The organism is Streptomyces sp. NBC_00286, from assembly GCF_036173125.1.
In the GTDB taxonomy this organism is placed as follows: domain Bacteria; phylum Actinomycetota; class Actinomycetes; order Streptomycetales; family Streptomycetaceae; genus Streptomyces.
On record NZ_CP108054.1, the window covers coordinates 7,256,186 to 7,275,316 of the forward strand.

The 19,131-nt window shown below is 68.5% G+C and carries 11 protein-coding genes and 2 pseudogenes; 4 read left to right on the plus strand and 9 right to left on the minus strand.

Annotated elements, in window-relative coordinates; all coding sequences use genetic code 11:
* The first annotated feature begins 167 nt into the window (after positions 1-167).
* Complete coding sequence (locus OHT21_RS32935; RefSeq protein WP_328771900.1) at positions 168-1,097, plus strand: aminoglycoside phosphotransferase family protein; 930 nt, start codon at positions 168-170, stop codon at positions 1,095-1,097.
* Positions 1,098-1,477: 380 nt separating this feature from the next.
* Here OHT21_RS32935 and OHT21_RS32940 read toward each other — a convergent pair whose 3' ends face one another.
* From OHT21_RS32940 to OHT21_RS32950, 3 genes are all read right to left on the minus strand, one after another.
* The gene (locus tag OHT21_RS32940; protein ID WP_328771901.1) at positions 1,478-2,761 is read right to left on the minus strand and encodes an NAD(P)/FAD-dependent oxidoreductase; all 1,284 of its coding nucleotides are present in this window, start codon (positions 2,759-2,761) and stop codon (positions 1,478-1,480) included.
* 56 nt (positions 2,762-2,817) lie between these two features.
* Positions 2,818-3,486: a haloacid dehalogenase type II gene (locus OHT21_RS32945; RefSeq protein ID WP_328771902.1), complete on the minus strand. Its 669-nt coding sequence runs from the start codon at positions 3,484-3,486 to the stop codon at positions 2,818-2,820.
* 538 nt (positions 3,487-4,024) lie between these two features.
* Entirely contained in the window at positions 4,025-5,242 is a 1,218-nt protein-coding gene (locus OHT21_RS32950; protein ID WP_328771903.1) for a PucR family transcriptional regulator, read from the minus strand.
* A 348-nt stretch (positions 5,243-5,590) separates the two neighbouring features.
* Between OHT21_RS32950 and OHT21_RS32955 the strand changes: the two genes are divergently transcribed.
* The 3 genes and pseudogenes from OHT21_RS32955 to OHT21_RS32965 all read left to right on the plus strand — a co-directional run.
* On the plus strand, positions 5,591-8,617 hold the full coding sequence (locus OHT21_RS32955; RefSeq protein ID WP_328771904.1) for an aminotransferase class III-fold pyridoxal phosphate-dependent enzyme: 3,027 nt from the start codon (positions 5,591-5,593) through the stop codon (positions 8,615-8,617).
* 211 nt (positions 8,618-8,828) lie between these two features.
* Positions 8,829-9,800, plus strand: coding sequence for a succinylglutamate desuccinylase/aspartoacylase family protein (locus OHT21_RS32960; protein WP_328771905.1), 972 nt, complete (start codon positions 8,829-8,831; stop codon positions 9,798-9,800).
* Positions 9,801-10,168: 368 nt separating this feature from the next.
* Positions 10,169-10,568 (plus strand): annotated as a pseudogene (locus OHT21_RS32965) (class I SAM-dependent methyltransferase); the annotation flags it as partial.
* 427 nt (positions 10,569-10,995) lie between these two features.
* Here OHT21_RS32965 and OHT21_RS32970 read toward each other — a convergent pair.
* The 6 genes and pseudogenes from OHT21_RS32970 to OHT21_RS32995 all read right to left on the minus strand — a co-directional run bounded on the left by OHT21_RS32970 (position 10,996) and on the right by OHT21_RS32995 (position 19,074).
* Positions 10,996-12,825, minus strand: coding sequence for a pyridoxal phosphate-dependent aminotransferase (locus tag OHT21_RS32970; protein WP_328771906.1), 1,830 nt, complete (start codon positions 12,823-12,825; stop codon positions 10,996-10,998).
* Between the two features lie 122 nt (positions 12,826-12,947).
* Positions 12,948-14,015, minus strand: a pseudogene (locus OHT21_RS32975) (aldose epimerase family protein); the annotation flags it as partial.
* A 57-nt stretch (positions 14,016-14,072) separates the two neighbouring features.
* Entirely contained in the window at positions 14,073-15,311 is a 1,239-nt protein-coding gene (gene mmsB, locus OHT21_RS32980) for a multiple monosaccharide ABC transporter permease (RefSeq protein ID WP_328771908.1), read from the minus strand.
* On the minus strand, positions 15,308-16,858 hold the full coding sequence (gene mmsA / locus OHT21_RS32985; RefSeq protein ID WP_328771909.1) for a multiple monosaccharide ABC transporter ATP-binding protein: 1,551 nt from the start codon (positions 16,856-16,858) through the stop codon (positions 15,308-15,310). The genes mmsB and mmsA overlap by 4 nt, the downstream gene beginning before the upstream one ends.
* A gap of 36 nt (positions 16,859-16,894) precedes the next feature.
* Positions 16,895-18,007 carry a multiple monosaccharide ABC transporter substrate-binding protein gene (gene chvE, locus OHT21_RS32990; RefSeq protein ID WP_328771910.1) on the minus strand — a complete coding sequence of 371 codons (1,113 nt, stop codon included), beginning with the start codon at positions 18,005-18,007 and terminating at the stop codon, positions 16,895-16,897.
* Positions 18,008-18,105: 98 nt separating this feature from the next.
* Positions 18,106-19,074: a hypothetical protein gene (locus OHT21_RS32995; RefSeq protein WP_328771911.1), complete on the minus strand. Its 969-nt coding sequence runs from the start codon at positions 19,072-19,074 to the stop codon at positions 18,106-18,108.
* Positions 19,075-19,131: the final 57 nt, after the last annotated feature.

Here is a 19,131-nt window from a genome sequence, read left to right on the forward strand (position 1 = left end):
GGAAGCTGACGAGCTTGGCCGGTGCCGGGGGTTCGCCGCGCCCGGTCGGACGCGGGTGATCGACAGGTGGGCAGGTGGGCAGTGGGCAGGTGGGGCAGCATCCCCAGCCATCCGATGACCTTGCGGGGCAGTGAGGCGTGGCTGCTGGGGCGTACTACGGTGCCCGGGTGATTCGGATACCAGAGACGTTCGCGCGAAGCACGGTCGACCGTGAGGGAGAGGCTGGAGCGGCATGGCTTGCCGAACTGCCCCGTATCGTGGGCGAGTTGCTGCGGCGCTGGGAGTGCGTGCCCGACGGCGAGGTCATGCACGGGGGTGTCGGCGTCATCGTCCCGGTGCGACGGCGGGCCGAGGGGCCCGCTGTCCTGAAGGTGTCGTTTCCGCACCCCGGCAACGTCCATGAACCGGACGCCTTCGCGGTGTGGGGTGGGCGCGGGGCCGTCCGGCTGTACGAGCGCGACGACGAGCGGTTCGCGATGCTGCTGGAGCGGGCCAGGACGTCGACTCTGGCCGAGGTCGAGGACGACGACGAGGTGGTGACGGTGGCCGGCCGGCTCAGCCGCCGCCTGGCCGTCCCCGCACCATCCGGGCTGCCCCGCCTGCGCGAGCAGGTTGACGCCTGGGACGAGCAACTGCGCCGGGACGCAGAGGAGTTGCCGCACACCCTGCCGCGCCATGTCCTGGACGCCGCCCTGGCGACGGTCCGCGAACTGGGCCGAACCCAGCCGGACACCGTCATCCACGGCGACCTGCACGCCCGCAACATCCTGCGCGCCGACCGCGAGCCCTGGCTGGCCGTTGACCCCAAGGGCTACGCGGGCGATCCCGCCTACGACGGCGGCACGCTGCTCAAGGCGCTCGCCCTACGGCTCCTCCAGGTGCCCGACCTGCACAAGGCGGTCCGCCGCGCGCTGGACGTGTTCGCCGAGTCCGCGGAGGTCGATCGCGAACGCGCCCGACGCTGGGCCCAGTTCCACGCGGTCGAGGCCGCCTTCCACGGCCGCCGCCACGGATTCCGTGTCGCCCGCAGTGGACCACAACTGGTCCGGATCACCGAATTCGCCGATGGACTGGCGGAGTTGCTCACGGAGGCCTGATGACCGCGCACCGGCACACGGTCAGTCCCCGATGAAGTACAGGTAGCCCGAGCGACGGATCGCCCGATGGGCCGCCTCGATGACGCTCCTCACCGCCGGGACCTCGGGGCGCTCGTCGACCCCGCACCTGGATGGCCGCGCAGCTCGCTCGCCCCAGCGCCTCCCGTACAGTGCGGGCGCCCGCGGAGCAGCGGACGAGCCGCCGTGGCCTCGATGTGCGCCCTTGGCCTCGCGCTTTCACACCCCGCCTCGGTCTGGACGGCAGCCGTCGAGCCCGGTGGCGAGATCCGCGACCGCGCTTTTCGAGTGCCGGAAGCGACATGGCATGGGCCAGTGGCGGGCGGACACCGCCACTGGCCCATCCGATGAATCGCTGTCGGTCAGCGCAGCCGGTCCTTGGCCTTGTAGTACGCCCCGGCGAAGGGCAGGAACCAGGCGGTGCCGTTGTAGAACGGCACCGGAACCTTGGGGAAGCCGAAACCGCGCATGGGGTTGGCCTCCGGGTGGCCGTCCATGACCTCGGCCATGGCGCGGCCCATGTAGGTGGCCATCTGGACGCCGTGGCCGCAGTAACCCATGGAGTAGTAGAGGCCGTTGGCCTCGCCCGCGTGCGGAACGCGGTCGTAGGAGAAGCCGACCATGCCGCCCCACACGTAGTCGATCTTCACCCCGGCCATCTGCGGGAAGATCTCGGTCATCTCCCGCTTCAGGACGTCACCGCTCTTGACGTCCGAGGCGGGGTCGGAGGGGGCGAAGCGGGCCCGGCCGCCGAAGGCGAGGCGGTTGTCCGGGGTGATTCGGACGTAGTGGCCGATGTTCTTGGACGACACGACCACGCGGTTGTTGGGGATGAGCTGCCGGGCCCGTTCCTCGCCCAGTGGCTCGGTGACGATGACGAAGCTGCCGACGTTGATCAGCCGCTTGCGGAACCAGGGCATGGCCTTGTCGGTGTAGGCGTCGGTGGCCGCCATGACCTGCTTGGCGCGGATGGTGCCGTGCAGGGTCTCGACGAGGAAACCGCCCTCGGGGATGCGGTGCAGCGCGGTGGCGGCGTTGCGTTCGTGGATCTGAGCCCCGGCGCGTTCGGCGGCCTCGGCCAGGCCATGGACGTACTTGCCGACGTGAAGGTGCGCGCTGAGCGGGTCGAGCAGGGCTCCGTGGTAGTAGTCGGAGCCCAGCTCGGCACGCAGATCGCTCTTGCTCAGCAGCGTGGTGTCGTGGCCGAAGTTGTCGGCCAGGTCGCGCTGCGTGGCCCGCATGCTCTCCAAGTGCTGCGGCTTGAACGCGACTCCCAGACGCCCTACGCGGTGGAAGTCGCAGTCGATCTGCTCCTTGACCGTCAGCTCCTCCACCACGTCCACCGCCTCGCGGAAGGCGTCGTACAGTTCCCTGGCCCGCGGCTGCCCGTAGCGCTTGCGGGCCTCACCGACTCCGATGGTGATGCCCTGGGTGCACATGCTGCCGTTGCGCCCGGAGGCGCCGGAGCCGACCTTGTCCTTCTCCATGAGGACGACGTGGGCGCCCTTGCGTGCCGCGTGGTAGGCGGTGGACAGGCCGGTGAGGCCGCCGCCGATGACCACCAGGTCCGCCTGCTCGGGCAGGGGCTTGCCGGTCCGGTCGGGGAAGGCAGGGGCTGTGTCGAGCCAGTAGGGGATCTGCTTCATGACGTACGTCCTCGGGTCTTCCTGGTCATCCAGGGGTGTCTCTCTGGGTCCCGGCCTCAGCAGCCGAGCAGGGCCGGCAGGCCGGACAGGTCGGTCAGCTCGTCGTAGGGCTGGTAGTCGGCGCTGCCGCTGTGGCGGTCGTAGCGGTTGATCCACACGCGGCGAGCGAGGCCGAGGTCGCGGGTGGGGATGAGGTCGTACTCCCAGCCCTGGGCGACGTGGATGACCTGGGACGGCTCGACGCCCATGGTCTGGAAGGCGTACTCGAAGGCCTGGCGGTCGGGCTTGTAGGCGCCGGCCTGCTGGGCGGTGATGACGTGGTCGAACTCGACGCCGATGTTGGCCAGGTTCTGGGCGATGAGGTCGTCGTCCGTGTTGGAGATGATGGCGATCTCGTACCGGGACTTCAGCGCCCGCAGGGCGGCCGGGACCTCGGGGTGGGGGCCGAAGGTGGGCACGGCCGCGACCAGGGCCTCGCCGTCGGACTTCCGGTACTCCAGGCCGTGCAGACGCATGGCCATCTCCAGGCTGGAGGGCAGCGCCTCGCGGAAGGGGCGGTAGGCCTCCAGGACGGCCTGGAACCGCATGACGCGGAAGTCGTCGAGGAACTCGTCGACGTTCAGGCCGTCCAGGTCCAGCCGGTCGGCCAGGAGCTTCAGGGTGGTGGGGCCGAGCTGGAAGTCGACCAGGGTGCCGTAGGCATCGAAGGTGACGATCTGACGCATGATGTTCAACCTCTTTCCGGGCATATTGGACACCCCGTTCACCGGGAGTCGGGGCATGGGGGCATGGGGACTGAGGGGGCCCGAGGGGCCGCCGCTGGAGGACGAGCCCCGGACAGGGCCGGGGACGGCGAATGCTGATCAGGTAGTCGGCGGCAGCACTATTACTGCTCCGAGTGCGATGAGCCTCTCTCCGGCTCGAGGTGATGCGTCAGTGAAGCACCGTGGAGAATCCGGCAACAAGGGACGTGAGGCCGCGAGATCGACCGCGTATTTTGTGCCTGTGCACAATTTCCTGTCGGGGACCCGTGGCAGTTCCTGCCCGAACCGAATGAGCTTCTGAGAGGCACCGCGAGCGGCTCCGGCGCGAACCGCGGCCGCTTCGCGCTGCTGCCCGCGGCATGACCGGGCTGTCGGCCGCCGGCCGCCAAGACTGCCGTCCCCATGAAGGGCATGTGGCCTCTGACCGCCACGCTTTGGCTCCAGCTCTCTCGGTCGCGGCCTCCGGCCGGTTGCCCCACCCCGTCCAGCAATCGGTGGATCAGGACACCGTCGCCCGGAAGCGGGCGCCCGCGTCCGTCTCCAGCCAAGCCAGGGCGAGAACCAGCCGGGCGGCGTCGTTCGGTCGGGACAGCTTCAGCCCGGTCGCCTCTTCCGCGGCCTGCAGGCGATTGCCCACCGTGTTCCGGTGACGGTAGGTGCGTGCGGCCACCTCGGAGACCGAGCCCAGGTCGAGGTACCAGCGCAGGGTCTCGACGATGCTGTCGCGGTCGCGGAGCGCGAGGAGTGGGCGCAGCACGCCGGTGGCCATCGCACCGGTGAGCTCCTCCTGCGCCGACATGATCGCCCCGATCCAGTGGCCCTCCACGTGCCGTACTCCGGGCTGCGCGGAGCTGCGGATCGCGGCTCGTGCGAACCGGATGCCCCGCGCCGTCAGTGCCAGCCCGGGGACTTCCGCGACGCCGCAGCGCCACGGGGCGAACGGCCGGAGCATGGCAAGCATGGCCTCTTCATCGCACTGTCCGTGACGGATGATGCCGAGGAGCTCGTCGCCCATCCATCCGAAGTGACGCAGCAGGCCGCCCCGACGCAGCGCATCGTCGACCTGGGACAGAGCCGGGTCCCCGGTGGGAACGGATTCGACCACGACCACGGTCAGGGCGACGTGCTCGGCGAAGCCCAGCAACGTCGAGGCCTCGGCGACCGTGGAGGGATCCTGCTCCCCTTCCAGGACGAGGCGGCTGAAGGCGCGGTTGCGCACCTCCGTACGACGGCTCGCCAGGTCGCGCTCGGTGCGGCGGTAGGCGTCGACGACCTCGACGCTGTTGGCGTCCGTCGCCTCCCAGACGCGGATCAACCCGTCGAGGAAGTCGGGATCGGCGCTGATGCCACGTGCTCGCCCCTCCGCGAGCACGGCCTCCCACAGGGTCCTGAGGTCCAGCTGGAAGGAGTGCATCAGAGCGGTCAGGGGAAACGCCTGCTCCGCTCGCTCGCGCCCCACGTCCTCGCTGGCGCGCGAGACCGTTTGGGGCACGGGACCGCCGGCCAGCCGGGTCAGGGCGAGTTCGAGGGTTCGTCGCATCCCCTCCCGTTTCTGGACCGGGTCCCAGTCCGCCGACGCGTAGGCGGCCTCCTCGGCTTCCAGCTGTTCGAGAGCACGAGAGGTCAGTTCGTCGAGTCGTTCCTCGAGGAGCCGGCGCGCGATCGCCTGCACGGCGTCGTGGCGGGCCCCACCCTGACGGCGTCCCGGGCCGCTCACGAGGAGCGCCTCTCCCGCTGACCTGCCGGTGGGGCTCCCTGACAGTAATTGTGCACAGGCACAAAATACAGGGTCGATGTCGCGGCCTCGCGTCCCTTGTTGCCGGATTCTCCGCGGTGTTTGACTGACGCATCACCTGATTCCCAGTCCGTCACCTTGACCGGAGCTCACCTGGGACGTCATGACCGCCGCCGCGTGAGCTGATGACCGGTCTCGATGAGCGCTCCGCCTTTGACGGACGACCCACCTCGGACCTGATCGCCGACCAGGTGCTGGAGCGCGTCCGCGTCGTGACGCAGGCCCACGGTGCGTGATGAGCGACCTGACGACGAGAGAGAGAACGCACCGATGACCTCAGCGACCACCACCGGCCAGGACGGAACGACCATCCCCGGTCACACCGGCCAACTGCCGGGCTCGCTCCTCGATCACGTGCTGCGGCAGTCCTTCGGACTCGAGGGATATGTCCAGCACCCCCTGGGAGGGGAGGTCGACCAGAACGTCCGGATCACCGGCGATGACGGCATGCGCTACTTCGTACGGGTCACCCGCGCCGAGCCGGACTCGGCCGACGTCCTCTGGCAGAACTCGCTCCTCCAGCATCTGGCCTCCACCGTTCCCGACCTTCCGGTGCCACGACTGGTCCCGACGCGCGAGGGGAAGTGCCTTGCCGACGTCGTCCACGAGGGCCGAACGCACGTGGTCCGCGTGATGAGCTGGATGGAGGGCCGGGTCCTGGCGGATCTCGACGACCACCCCGCGGCGCTTCTGCGTCAGCTGGGAGAAGCCGCCGGGCGGCTGAGCCTCGGACTCTCCAGCGTGGAGCCACCGGTGGGCTTGGAACCGCACGACTGGGACATGCGCCGGGCCGCCGAGATCGTCGAGGCATCGCTGCACGCTGTACAGGACGCGGACCGGCGGGAGTCGGTGCGCACGATCATGGGCTGGTACGACGATCTCCTGCCGGCATGGGACCGACTGCCGCGGAGCGTCGTACACCAGGATCTCAACGACGCCAACGTTCTGGCCGACGCCGACGAGGACGGGGTGCTGCGGATCTCGGGCATCGTCGACCTGGGCGACTCGCTCTACAGTGTGCGCGCGGCAGAGGTGGCGATCGCGGCGGGCTACGCCATGGTCCGCAAGGCCGACCCGCTCGCTGCGGCGGCCGAAGTCGTGGCCGGCTTCCACTCGGTGCTCCCCCTCACGGCTGAGGAACTGGCGGCTGTCTATCCGTTGGCGGCCGCCCGGCTGTGCATGAACGCCGTGACGTGGACGCGCCGGGTCGCCGAGAGCGGCACGCCGTACGGGCGGACCCGCGTGCAACACACCTGGCCGGCGATCGCGCAGGTGGCCGAGGTCTGCCCCGACGTCGCCGAGGCGACGTTCAGGGTCGCGTGTGGGCTTCCCCGGACGCGGGAGCAGCGGGGTCTGGAAGAGGTTCTGGCAGAGGCGGCCCGAGACGGCGCCCCGCAGGCACCGCCCCCGCAACTGCTCGACCTGCGACCGGCAAGTGATTTCTACGACGAAGTCGACTGGCACGAAGCGAGTGCGGTGCGTGCGAGCATCGACGACGTCCTCGACGGACGGCGGCGGAGGGGCTACGCGCCCCACCTCAGCGCATCGCTGCTCCTGGGGGGCCGACGCCGCCCGGGAGCCGACGAGCCCGCGACGGTCCAGGTCGGCGGCTTGCTGATCGTGGCCGACGCCGAGGAGGTTGCCGGCCCGCTGTCCGGCGTCGTCGAGGCCCGCGGTGGCCCCGGTATGCCGTTGGTGCTGCGACATGCGGTCGAGGGGCTGGAGTTCTGGACCTGCTGGTGGGGACTCGACGACTCGCCGCCCGTTGCGGCGAGAGTCCCGGCCGGGGCGCCGTTGGGACGCGTCGGCGCGAGCGATGAGACGGACCCGCTCGGGCCCCGCGTCCAGGTGCAGGTCCACCGCACCGCACGGATGGCCATGTGGCCGCCGCCTCGTACCGTGCCGCCCTCCGCACGGCAGGTGTGGAGCCACCTGTCACCCGACCCCGCCCGGCTCTTCGGGCTCACCGAATCCCCCGCCGCGGTCCCCACCATCGACGACGTCGTCTCAGTGCGCCGTCGCCACATCGCTCGCTCCCAGCGCAACTACTACCGCAACCCGATGAACCTTGTGCGTGGGCGAGGGGTGTGGTTCCACGACGAGGATGGCCTGGCCTACTTGGACTCGCTGAACAACGTCACCCACGTCGGCCATGCCGAGCCACGGGTGACGGCCGCCGCCACCCGCCAGCTGCGCAAGCTCAACACCAACAGCCGTTTCGTCTACCCGCAGATCGCCAGTTACGTGCAGAAGCTGGTAGCCACGCTGCCCGACCCGCTCGAGGTCGTCTTCCTCGTGTGCACGGGCAGCGAGGCGAACGACCTGGCGCTGCGGATCACGCGCCAGGTGACAGGTCGTCAGCACATCGTCAACATCGACGGCGCGTACCACGGAAACACCGGCGTGGTGACCGGGATCAGCCCGAACCGTTACAAGGGCCCCGGCGGCGCCGGTGCACCCACGACCACCCACGAAGTCGTCATCCCGGACCGCTACCGCAGCACCTACGGGTACAACGACCCGGACGCCGGAGCCAAGTACGCGCGCGACGCCGCGGCTGTCATCGAGCGGATCACGGCCGACGGCCGACCCCCAGCCGCCTTCATCGCCGAGTCCCTGATGGGATCGGGCGGGAACATCGTGTTCCCCGACGGCTACCTCGATGGCGTGTTCACCGCTGCCAGGCGAGCTGGCGCCCTGTGCATCTCCGACGAGGTCCAGGTCGGCGTCGGACGACTCGGGCCCTGGTGGGGTTTCGAGCTCCAGGGGGTGGTCCCGGACATCGTCACGATGGGCAAGCCGCTCGGGAACGGGCATCCCCTTGCGGCGGTGGTCACGACTCGGGAGATCGCCGACGCGTTCGACACGGGCATGAAGTACTTCAACACCTTCGGCGGCAACCCGGTCTCCTGCGCGATCGGCGAGGCCGTGCTCGACATCGTCGAGCAGGATGGGCTGAGGGAGAACGCCGTGAGCGTGGGCGGGTACTTCGCCCAGTCGCTGCGCGAGCTCCAGCAGCGCCAACCGCTCATCGGTGATGTACGGGCAGAAGGGCTCTACCTCGGCGTCGAACTGGTCCGCAACCGCACCACCAAAATGCCGGCCACCGAGCAGGCCTTCATGGTCACCGAGCTCATGAAGGAGCGAGGCGTCATCGTCTTCCCCAATGGCGTGCACGACAACGTACTGAAGATCAAACCGCCCCTGACCTTCCGCCGCGAGCACGTGGATCTCTACGTCGACGTGCTGGACGAGGTCCTGTCCCTGCCCGAGCTGCGCTCGGCCGTTCAGTCCTGAGACGGGCAACCGTCCACTGAGGCAATGAACGGGAGTGGCCCGCGAAACGCGAGAAGTGCCCTGCTGGCCGGCTTCTCCGGCCACGACTTCAAGCTCTCGCCCGCCATGGGCGGCATCGCCGCGGACCTCGCTTGGCGGGCCGCACCACCCAGCCGATCGACTTCATCACCACAAACGGCCCACCGCGGCCTGAGCCAGAAAGAGGAAACACATGACCCTGACCATCGGCCCGCTGCGTGCCGAGCCCGGCCAGAAGACCCGCGGGGTTCTGTCCGCCGACCTCGGCCCCACGACGGCGGAGGTTCCCCTGATCCTCGTCAACGGCTCCCGTCCGGGCCCCAGGGTCGTGGTCACCGGTGGCGTCCACGGCGGCGAGTTCATCGGCGTCGACGCCGCCACCCGCCTGGCCGGGCTGCTGGAACCGGACGACGTCGCCGGCCAGCTGGTGATCTGCCCCGTGGCCAATCCGTCGGCCGTTTACGGGGGCAGGCTCAACATCTCCCCGCTGGACGGCGTCAACATCAATCGCGTCTTCCCCGGCGACAAGGACGGCGGCCCCACCGACCGGATGGCGGCCTGGCTGTTCGAGCACCTGATTGACGGCGCCGACGCTTACGTGGACCTGCACAGCGGCGGCATCGACCAGCATCTGCTCGACTTCGTCGGTTACCGCCTGACCGGCGACGCCGAGCTGGATGCGAAGAACAGGGGAATGGCCCACGCGGTCGGATACGAGCGGGTCATCTTCGGCACCAGCCCGGACGGCGGCAACAGCCACGCCGCGGCGAACCGGCAGGGTGTCCCCGCGATCCTCGTCGAGACCGGAAAGCTCGGCGACCGGGACCCCGCCACCGTGCGCAGGCTGCTCGACGGCCTGTACCGGCTCCTGCACCACCTCGGTGTCATCGAGGCGTCGGAGCACGTCAAGCCGACGACCGTGCAGCCGCGCGACTGGATCTGGGCGGGCGATGCCGCATCCCAGGTCACCGGTCTGTGGTACCCGGACGCGGTCACCGGTGACGAGGTGACCGAGGGACAGACCATCGGCCGCATCATCGACCCGATCGACGGCACCGAGCACAAGGTCACCGCCACCGCCACCGGAAAGATCATCTACGGCATGAACGGACTCTCCGTCCGCCCCGGTACGGAGCTCGCCGCCATCGCCACCCCGCACCACTGACGGGCCCTGATGAGCAGCCGCAAGCGCATCGCCGCTGCAGCCCGGGAACTGCGCGCGGAGATCGTGGCCTCCCCGGCGAACCGGCCCCTCTGCGCCGCGAGTAGAGGATGCTGTTGGCGAATCCCCGTGGCAGTGCGAGCGCATCGCCCGACGCCTCCGAACCGCGGTACGCGATCGCTGGAATGGGCCCAGTTCCATGCCGCCAAGGCCGCGCTCCACGGCCGCCGCCACAGATTCCGTGTCGCCCGCAGCGGACCACAATTGCACCGGCTCACTGAATTCGCCGACGGCTTGGCGGAGTTGCTCACGCAGCAGCTCGGGCGAAAATGAGCAGCCGCTGAGTGTCGCCTCCGGATACGTTCGGCGGTATGGCTGACGAGTTGTTCGGGCATCCGCGGCTCGCCGCGATCTACGACGCGCTCGATTCCGATCGCAGCGATCTCGATGCGTACGTGGGTGTGGTGGAGGAGTTCGGAGCGCGTCGGGTGCTGGATGTCGGTTGTGGGACGGGCGTGTTCGCGCTTCTGCTGGCCGATCGCGGGGTCGAGGTGGTCGGTGTGGATCCTGCCGGCGCGTCCCTCGATGTGGCCTGGGCCAAGCCAGGCGCCGACCGGGTGCGCTGGATCCATGGCGATGCAACAGCCCTTCCGCCGCTGCAAGTTGACCTCGCGACCATGACGGGGAATGCAGCCCAGGCCATCGTCGACCCGCAGGCCTGGCAGGAGACCCTGCGAGGGGTCTACGACGCGCTGCGGCCGGGCGTACGACGGCCAGGACAACGGGACTCCCAAGCTCGGCGTCAACCTCCTGAACTGGAGCAGCGGATGGCCCGTTGCGTACTGACCGTGCTGCCAGCAGTGGCAGCTACTGCCGGACAGGGCGGCCTTGGTCGCGTCCGGTGCAGTACCGCGCCCGCTTGAGGGGCCGCAGGCCCCGATAGGGGCGCGGGGCTGTGACATATGCGGCTCCGCCGCGATGGGGGTCCCCCCGCTCGAGCGCAGCCGAGAGTGGGGGAGCGACAAGCCACAACGAACCCGCAGCTTCAAAACCGCTCAACCCAGCGGAGCGCCACCGCGGCCGGGAGGATATGGGACCTGCTGGCGAAGGTCCTGGGCGACTCGCCCGATCCTCCCGGCCGGCGAAGGCCTCGTCGCGGGAAGAGCGAGGCCTCCGGGCAACCGGTCCGGCTCGTCGGTCAGCCGACCCGGTTGTTCGCGGGGGCTTCCGGCCAAGGCGTGCCCCGGGATGCGGCGGCGGCCGGCCAGCGCGTGGGCTGTGGCATCGGCTGCGGACCGGGCTGGGCGACCGGAGTCAGCCCAGGCTGCTGCTGGCCCACGGGCGTCAGCCACGGTTCCTGCTGCGGCTGACCGTTCGCGGCCACCGGGCTCAGCCCTGGCTGCTGCTGGCCACCGCCTACCGGGCTCAGCCCCGGCTGCTGCTGGCCCGCGCCCACCGGGCTCAGGCCCGGCTGCTGCTGGCCCGCGCCCACCGGGCTCAGGCCGGCCTGCTGCTGGGCCTGAGCCATGGCGGTCATGGGCTGCTGCTGAGGCTGCTGGCCCATACCTTGCTGTCCCTGTCCCTGTGCCTGCCCTTGCCCCTGACCCTGACCCTGACCCATGGCGCCCACAGCGGTAAGCAGCCCCTGCTGCTGCCGCCCTTGCGCCACGGGCGCCTGCTGCGGTTGCTGTTGCTGCTGCGGCCACTGAGCGACCGGCGCCAACTGCCTTTGCTGCTGAGGCTGTTGAGCCTGAGCGACCGGCGCCAACTGCGGCTGCTGCTGTTGCTGGCCCTGCCCCTGGGCCGCCGCGGCCAGCCCCTGCATGCCCGACCCGTTCGTGGAGCTGACCAGGCGATCCACGGCCGCCGTACCTGAGCTGTAGTTGTTGTTCAGCTCGGGCACGGCGGCTCCCCTCCTGGACCCGTAGAGCACCGACTCCAGGCCGGACACCAGGCGACGCACATCCACCTGAGGCCGGACCACGAGTCGCAGGAAGCGACTGGACGAGCCGATCTTGTTGCCGCACTCGCGGACCAGGATCCGGTGCTCGGTGAGCAGCTGATCCCGGACCACGGTGCCCTCGGCGCCCACGGGGAGGCGCACGAAGAGGAAGTTGCCCTGGGACGGATACACCGTCAGGCCGGGCAGTTGGGAGAGCTGGCGGGACATGTCGAGGCGGTCACGGCGGACCTGGTGCAGGCTCTCCATGTACTCGGCGCCATGGTCTCTGAGCATGAACACCACGGTCTCCGCGAAGGAGTTGAGGTTCCACTTGGGCAGCATGGAGCGGATCCGGCCGGCCAGGGAGGGGTTCGCGACCATATAGCCGAAGCGGATGCCGTGCAGGCCGAAGTTCTTGCCGAGGCTGCGCAGCACGACCACGTTGGGGCGCATCACCGCGTCCTCGACGACACTCGGCTCGGCCTCCGCGTCGGCGAACTCCAGGAACGACTCGTCGATGACGATCAGGTCCAGATCGGCGAGGGCGTCGCAGAAGGCGAGGATCGTCTGGCGGGGCAGGAAGCCGCCGTCGGGGTTGTTCGGGTTGCAGATGACCGCGACTCTGCTGCCCCGGGAGCGGATGAACTGGATGTACTGCGCCGGATCGAGGGCGAAGCCGTTGCTCTCCTGGAGCGGGAACATGTCGACGCGCTTGCCGGTCTCCATCGGCTGGTCGGTCCAGCGGCCGAAGGTGGGGACGGGGATGGCCAGGGACTCGCGCACCAGCAAGTGGTCGATCCAGGTGATCAGTTCGGTCGACCCGTTGCCCATCGCCACGCACTGCGGGGGCAGTTGGAGCAGATTGCACAGCTCACCGGTGATGGTGTCGGCACTGCTCGGGTAGAACGTGATGATGTCGCGGAGCCGGTGCGTCAGCTCCTCGAACATCGCCGGTGTGGGGAAGTACGGATTGCAGGGGATGCAGAAGTCCAGCGGACCCGACTCCCCGCCGCTCTCTCGTGCCAGCGCTGCCATTGACGGGCTGTGCGCGCCGGTGCGGAACAGCGAGGTGACGTTGTCGGCCATGGACCCTCCGTCCGTGGGGGTGGCCCGCGCGGACATATGCGGGCCGCTCTCCTTTACGGACGTGGATGCCTCGGTGTTCAACTCATGGGAAAGCTGGGGAGATTTGTTCTCCCCACCATGTTTCAGCGGCCGAACGAGTGGAGAGTCGTGGAGCGGTACGTCTCGCCTGGCCGGAGCGTCGTGGACGGGAACCCCGGCTGGTTCGGGGAGTCCGGGAAGTGCTGGGTCTCCAGGCACAGCGCGTCGCCCTGGCGGTAGACGGAGCCGCCGCTGCCGACGAGCGTCCCGTCGACGAAGTTCCCGGAGTAGAACTGCAGGCCCGGCTCGGTCGTCGAGACCGTCAGGGTGCGGCCGGAGGCCGGGTCGCGGAGCGTCGCGATGTGCTCCGGCTTCGCCGTGATGCCCTTGTCGAGCACCCAGTTGTGGTCGAAGCCCTGGGCGTACAGCAGTTGCTGGTGCGCCTCGCGGAGGTCCTGGCCGATGGTCTTCTTGACGCGGAAGTCGAAGGGGGTGCCCGCGACGGGGGCCAGCTCACCGGTGGGGATGAGGCCCTCGCCGACCGGGGTGTAGCGGGCGGCGGCGATCTCCAGCTCGTGGTCGTAGACCGAGCCGCTGCTCTCGCCCGCGAGGTTCCAGTACACATGGTTGGTGAGGTTGACGACCGTCGCCTGGTCGGTGGTGGCCTCGTAGTCGATACGCCAGTCGCCCTGCGCGGTCAGGGTGTACGAGACCTTTGTCTTCAGCGTTCCGGGGAAGCCCATCTCGCCGTCGGCGGACGTGTAGTGCAGGTACAGGCCGACGTCGGAGCCCTCGGTGAAGGGCTCGATGTCCCACACCCGCTTGTCGAAGCCCTCGGCGCCGCCGTGCAGGCTGTTCGCGCCGTCGTTGACGTCCAGCTGGTACGCCTTGCCGTCCAGGGTGAACCTGCCCTGGTCGATGCGGTTTCCGTACCGGCCGATCAGCGCGCCGAAGTACGGGCTGGAGGCGACGTAGTCCTCGATGGTGTCGAAGCCGAGGGACACGTTCGCGTACCGGCCGCGGCTGTCGGGGATCTCCAGGGACTGCACGATGCCGCCGTAGGAGAGGACCTTCAGGCGGGTGCCGCCGTTCTCCAGCGACCAGCGGTAGATCTCCGTGCCGTCGGCGAGCTTGCCGAAGAGCTCCTTCACGGGCTTTCTGCCTCCTGTGGCCGTGGGCGGACATGGGTACGGGGGCCCTTTCGGACCCCCGTACGCCCTATGGATTTCTTACGAGCCGACCTTGCGCTTGTTCCACACGTCGAAGCCGACCGCCGCCAGCAGCACCATGCCCTTGATGACCTGCTGCCAGTCGGTACCGACACCGACGAGGTTCATACCGTTGTTCAGCACACCCAGGACCAGGCCGCCGATGATGGCGCCGAGGACCGTGCCGACGCCGCCGCTCATCGACGCGCCGCCGATGAACGAGGCGGCGATCGCCTCGAGTTCGAAGTTGAGGCCGGCCTTGGGCGAGGCCGCGTTGAAGCGGGCGGCGAAGACCAGACCCGCCAGGGCCGCCATCATGCCCATGTTCAGGAAGACCAGGAAGGTGACCTTCTTGTCCTTCACACCCGACAGCTTGGCCGCCGGGAGGTTGCCGCCGATCGCGTAGATGTGACGGCCGACGATCGCGTTGCGCATGACGTAGCCGAAGCCGACGACCAGCACACCGAGGATCAGCAGGACCACCGGGGCGCCCTTGTAGCTGGCGAGCAGCAGCGTCACCGTGAGCAGAGCGGAGACCAGCGCCACGATCTTGAGCACGAACAGCTTGAAGGGCGGCACTTCGAGCGAGAACTCCTGCGACCGCTTGCGGTCCCGCACCTCCTGGTAGATCACGAAGGCGATCAGGGCGAAGCCGAGCAGCAGGGTGAGGTTGTGGTAGTTCGTGTTCGGGCCGACCTCGGGCAGGAAGCCGTTGGCGACCTTCTGCAGCCCCTGCGGGAACGGGCCGAGGGTCTGACCCTCCAGGAAGATCTCCGTCAGACCGCGGAAGAGCAGCATGCCCGCGAGGGTGACGATGAACGATGGAATGCCCAGATACGCGATGAAGAAGCCCTGCATCGCACCGGCGGCGGCGCCCAGCAGCAGACACAGCACCACCGCGAGTGGCCACGGCAAGTCGTTCTTGACCATCAGCACCGCGGCTATCGAGCCGACGAACGCGGTGAGCGAGCCGACCGACAGGTCGATATGGCCCGCGATGATGACCAGCATCATGCCCATCGCGAGGATGAGGATGTAGCTGTTCTGCAGCACCAGGTTGGAGACGTTCCGCGGCAGAAGCAGGTCGCCGTCGGTCCACACCGCGAACAGGGCCACGATCAGACCGAGGGCGATCAGCATGCCGTACTGCCGCATGTTGCGGCGCATGCCGTCCAGCATCAGCTGGAGCAGGCCGCCGCCACCGGCGGCGTCCTTGCCCGGCGCGGGGGCCGGGCTCTTGGCGGTCAGATCGGTGCTCATCGGGTTACCTCTTTGTCCTTCGTCATCTGGCGCATCAGCACTTCCTGCGTGGCCTCCGCACGCGAGAATTCGCCGGTCAGCCGCCCCGCGGCCATCGTGTAGATGCGGTCACACATACCGAGCAGTTCCGGCAGCTCGGAGGAGATGAAGACGACCGCCTTGCCCTGCGCGGCCAGTTGATCGATCACGGTGTAGATCTCGAACTTGGCGCCCACGTCGATACCGCGGGTCGGCTCGTCCAGGATCAGCACATCGGGCCCGGCGAAGATCCACTTGCTGAGGACGACCTTCTGCTGGTTACCGCCCGAGAGCCGGCCCACCTGCTCGAACACGGTCGGCGCCTTGATGTTCATGGACTTGCGGAAGTCCTCGGCGACCTGGCGCTCCGCGTGCTCGTCGACCACACCGCGCTTGGAGACCTTCCCCAGCGCGCTGAGGGAGATATTGCGGCCGATGGTGTCGATGAGGTTGAGCCCGTAGTGCTTACGGTCCTCGGTGACGTACGCGATGCCGTGCTTGACCGCCTCGGGCACGTGCTTCGTACGGATCTCCTTGCCGTCCTTGAAGACCTTGCCGCCGTGGTACCGGCCGTACGTACGCCCGAAGACGCTCATCGCGAGCTCGGTGCGCCCGGCGCCCATCAGGCCCGCGATGCCGACGATCTCCCCGCGCCGCACCTGGATCGACACATCGTCGACAACCTTGCGCTGCTGGTCGATCGGGTGGTGCACGGTCCAGTTGCGGATCTCCAGGGCCGGAGCCGCGCCCACCTCCGGCTCGTGCGGGGTGCGTTCCGGGAAGCGGTGCTCGAGGTCGCGGCCGACCATCCCGCTGATGATCCGGTCCTCGGTGGTCTCCTTGGCCTTCACATCGAGCGTCTCGATGGAGCGGCCGTCGCGCAGGATCGTCACCGAGTCCGCGACCTTGCGGATCTCGTTGAGCTTGTGGGAGATGATGATCGAGGTGATGCCCTGCTTCTTCAACTCCAGGATGAGATCCAGGAGTTTGCCGCTGTCCTCGTCGTTCAGGGCCGCGGTCGGCTCATCGAGGATGAGCAGCTTCACCTTCTTCGAGAGGGCCTTGGCGATCTCCACGAGCTGCTGCTTGCCCACGCCGATGTCGGCGACGCGGGTGTCGGGGTGGTCGCTGAGACCGACCCGCCGCAGCAGCTCGGTGGCGTGCTTCAGCGTCTCGCTCCAGCTGATGATCCCGCGGGTGGCGTGCTCGTTGCCGAGGAAGATGTTCTCCGCGAGGGAGAGATACGGCACCAGGGCAAGCTCCTGGTGAATGATCACAATGCCGTGCTGCTCGCTCGCCCTGATGTCCTTGAAGGTGCAGATCTCACCTTCGAAGAGGATGTCCCCTTCGTAACTTCCGTGCGGGTGGACGCCGGAGAGGACCTTCATCAAGGTCGACTTACCGGCGCCGTTCTCCCCGCAGATGGCATGGACCTCGCCCTGCTGGACGGTCAGTGTGACGTCCGACAGCGCTTTGACGCCGGGAAAGGTCTTGACGATCGAGCGCATTTCCAGGACGGGTCCCGCCATGGTCGTGCCTTCCAATCCTTGGTGCTGGTGCGGCGATCAGTTGACGTCGCTGGCCTTGACGTAGCCGGAGTCGACGACGACCTTCTGGTAGTTGGTCTTGTCGACGCTCACCGGCTCCAGGAGGAACGCGGGAACGACCTTCGCGCCGTTCTGGTACGTCTCGGTGTCGTTGGTCTTCGGCTTCTTGTCGTTGAGCAGGGAGTCGACCATGTTGCCCGCCACCTTGGCGAGCTCGCGGGTGTCCTTGAAGACCGTCTGCGTCTGCTCGTCGGCCTTGATCGACTTCAGCGAGGCGACCTCGGCGTCCTGGCCCGTGACGATCGGCAGCGGCTTGTTCGCGGAGCCGTAGTCGTCCGACTTCAGCGCCGACAGGATGCCGATGGAGATGCCGTCGTACGGCGAGAGGACCGCGTCGACGCGCTCCTTCTTGTACGCGGCGGTCAGCAGGTCGTCCATGCGCTTCTGGGCGGTGCCGCCGTCCCAGCGCAGGGTGGTGACCTGGTTCAGCTTGGTCTGGCCCGACCTGACCACCAGCTGCTTCTTGTCGATGTACGGCTGCAGGACGCTCATCGCGCCCTGGAAGAAGTACTTGGTGTTGTTGTCGTCGTTCGAGCCGGCGAAGAGCTCGATGTTGAACGGGCCCTTCTCGGAGCCGTCCGCCAGACCGAGCTTGTCGGCGATGTACTGGCCCTGCAGCTGGCCGACCTTCTCGTTGTCGAACGAGGCGTAGTAGTCCACGTTCGGGCTGTTGAGGATGAGTCGGTCGTACGAGATCACCGGGATGTCGGCGTCCTTGGCCTGCTGGAGAACGTTGTCGAGCGACTTGTTGTCGATCGCCGCGATGATCAGCGCGCTGACGCCCTGGGTGATCAGGTTCTCGATCTGGGAGACCTGCTGGTCCGGGTCGTCCTCACCGTAGACGAGCTTGGTCTTGTAGCCCGCGTCCTTCAGGTGCTTCTCGACGTTGGCACCATCGGCGATCCAGCGCTCCGAGGACTTGGTCGGCATCGCGATGCCGACGGTGGAGCCCTTGGCGTCCCCCTTGTTCTCCTCGCTGCCGCCCTCGCCGCTCTGCCCGCAGGCGGAGAGCGTCAGGGCAAGGGAGGACGCCGCGGCTATGACGGCGAGTGCACTTCTACGGTTGCGCATGATCATCTTCCTTGATGTGTGAGGGTGCGCCGAACTGGCGAGGCTGTCGGATTGTGTGCGGCTGCGTGGTCTTTTGTGAAGAGGGTTTGTCCGGAACGTTATGAGGGAATGCCGAATCGTTTCAGGTCGCCGGGCAGCCGCGAGCCCAGAGGTGCCATATCGCCGTCCGCTCCGTGCCGCTCCAGCAGGTCGAGAGCGAGCCGGCCGCGCCGCACCCGCTCCTTGGCCGTGCTCAGCGTCAGGTCCCGCATATGGGCCCCGTACGGGTAGATTCCGGGGGCCTTGGACAGGCCGAACTTCAGGTAGAGCGGGGCGCCGCGCCGGATCAGCTCGGCGACCTCGTACATCCGGACATAGCCGCCGAGATCGTCCGGGGCCTCGATGTACATGTCCATGGGGGCCGCGCTGACCCGGCGGATCTCCGTGAGGTGGTCCAGGGTCAGATCGCTGGGCACGTTGATGGAGTCTCCGCCGAGCTGCTCGTACACGGCGTACGCGGCCGGGTTGACCGGGCCGATCAGCGCGGAGACCTTCAGCGTCGTGTCGGCGGGGATGATCCCGGCCGCACGCGCGCGGTGCAGCGTCCACAGCACGCCCTCATCAGCCACGAGGAGGCACTTTACGCCCAACTCCGTTGCGCGGACGGCGTCTTCGAGACATCCGGCCACCGCGTCATGGCCGCGGGCGCGCAGGCCCCCGCCGCGGGAGTCGGTACGGGTCGAGCCGCCGATGTCCCAGGTGCCGCGCGGGCCCGTGAACAGGCAGAGCTCGATGTCGCGTTCGGCGGTGGCCTCGACCATCTCGGTGATCTCGGCGTCGTTCAGCATCCAGATGCCGCTGCCCTGGCTGATCCGGTGGATCGGCACATCGAGGCGCGAGGACTCCTTGAGGACCACGGCCAGCGCCTCGGGCCCCTCGCAGGAGGGGACCTCGGTGCGCCAGCGGCCGCCACCGGGGAAGGTGTGCGGTGAGGCGTCGGCAGGATCGGGGGCGGGCGCGCCCAGGCCGAGAGCGGAGAGCGCCGGCTCGCCGGGTCGTCGGGCTGCCGTGGCGGAAGCGTCGGTCACAAGCTGTCCTTCGCGTTCGATGTTTCGGACATGGTTCGTGGGGATTGGGAGCACGCC

Bases quoted from the DNA above. Each gene is read 5' to 3' on its own strand.
- OHT21_RS32960 (WP_328771905.1), top strand. From the start codon at position 8,829: ATGACCCTGACCATCGGCCCGCTGCGTGCCGAGCCCGGCCAGAAGACC.
- OHT21_RS32970 (WP_328771906.1), bottom strand. From the start codon at position 12,825: ATGGCCGACAACGTCACCTCGCTGTTCCGCACCGGCGCGCACAGCCCG.
- chvE (WP_328771910.1), bottom strand. From the start codon at position 18,007: ATGCGCAACCGTAGAAGTGCACTCGCCGTCATAGCCGCGGCGTCCTCC.
- mmsB (WP_328771908.1), bottom strand. From the start codon at position 15,311: ATGAGCACCGATCTGACCGCCAAGAGCCCGGCCCCCGCGCCGGGCAAG.
- OHT21_RS32955 (WP_328771904.1), top strand. From the start codon at position 5,591: ATGACCTCAGCGACCACCACCGGCCAGGACGGAACGACCATCCCCGGT.
- OHT21_RS32945 (WP_328771902.1), bottom strand. From the start codon at position 3,486: ATGCGTCAGATCGTCACCTTCGATGCCTACGGCACCCTGGTCGACTTC.
- mmsA (WP_328771909.1), bottom strand. From the start codon at position 16,858: ATGGCGGGACCCGTCCTGGAAATGCGCTCGATCGTCAAGACCTTTCCC.
- OHT21_RS32940 (WP_328771901.1), bottom strand. From the start codon at position 2,761: ATGAAGCAGATCCCCTACTGGCTCGACACAGCCCCTGCCTTCCCCGAC.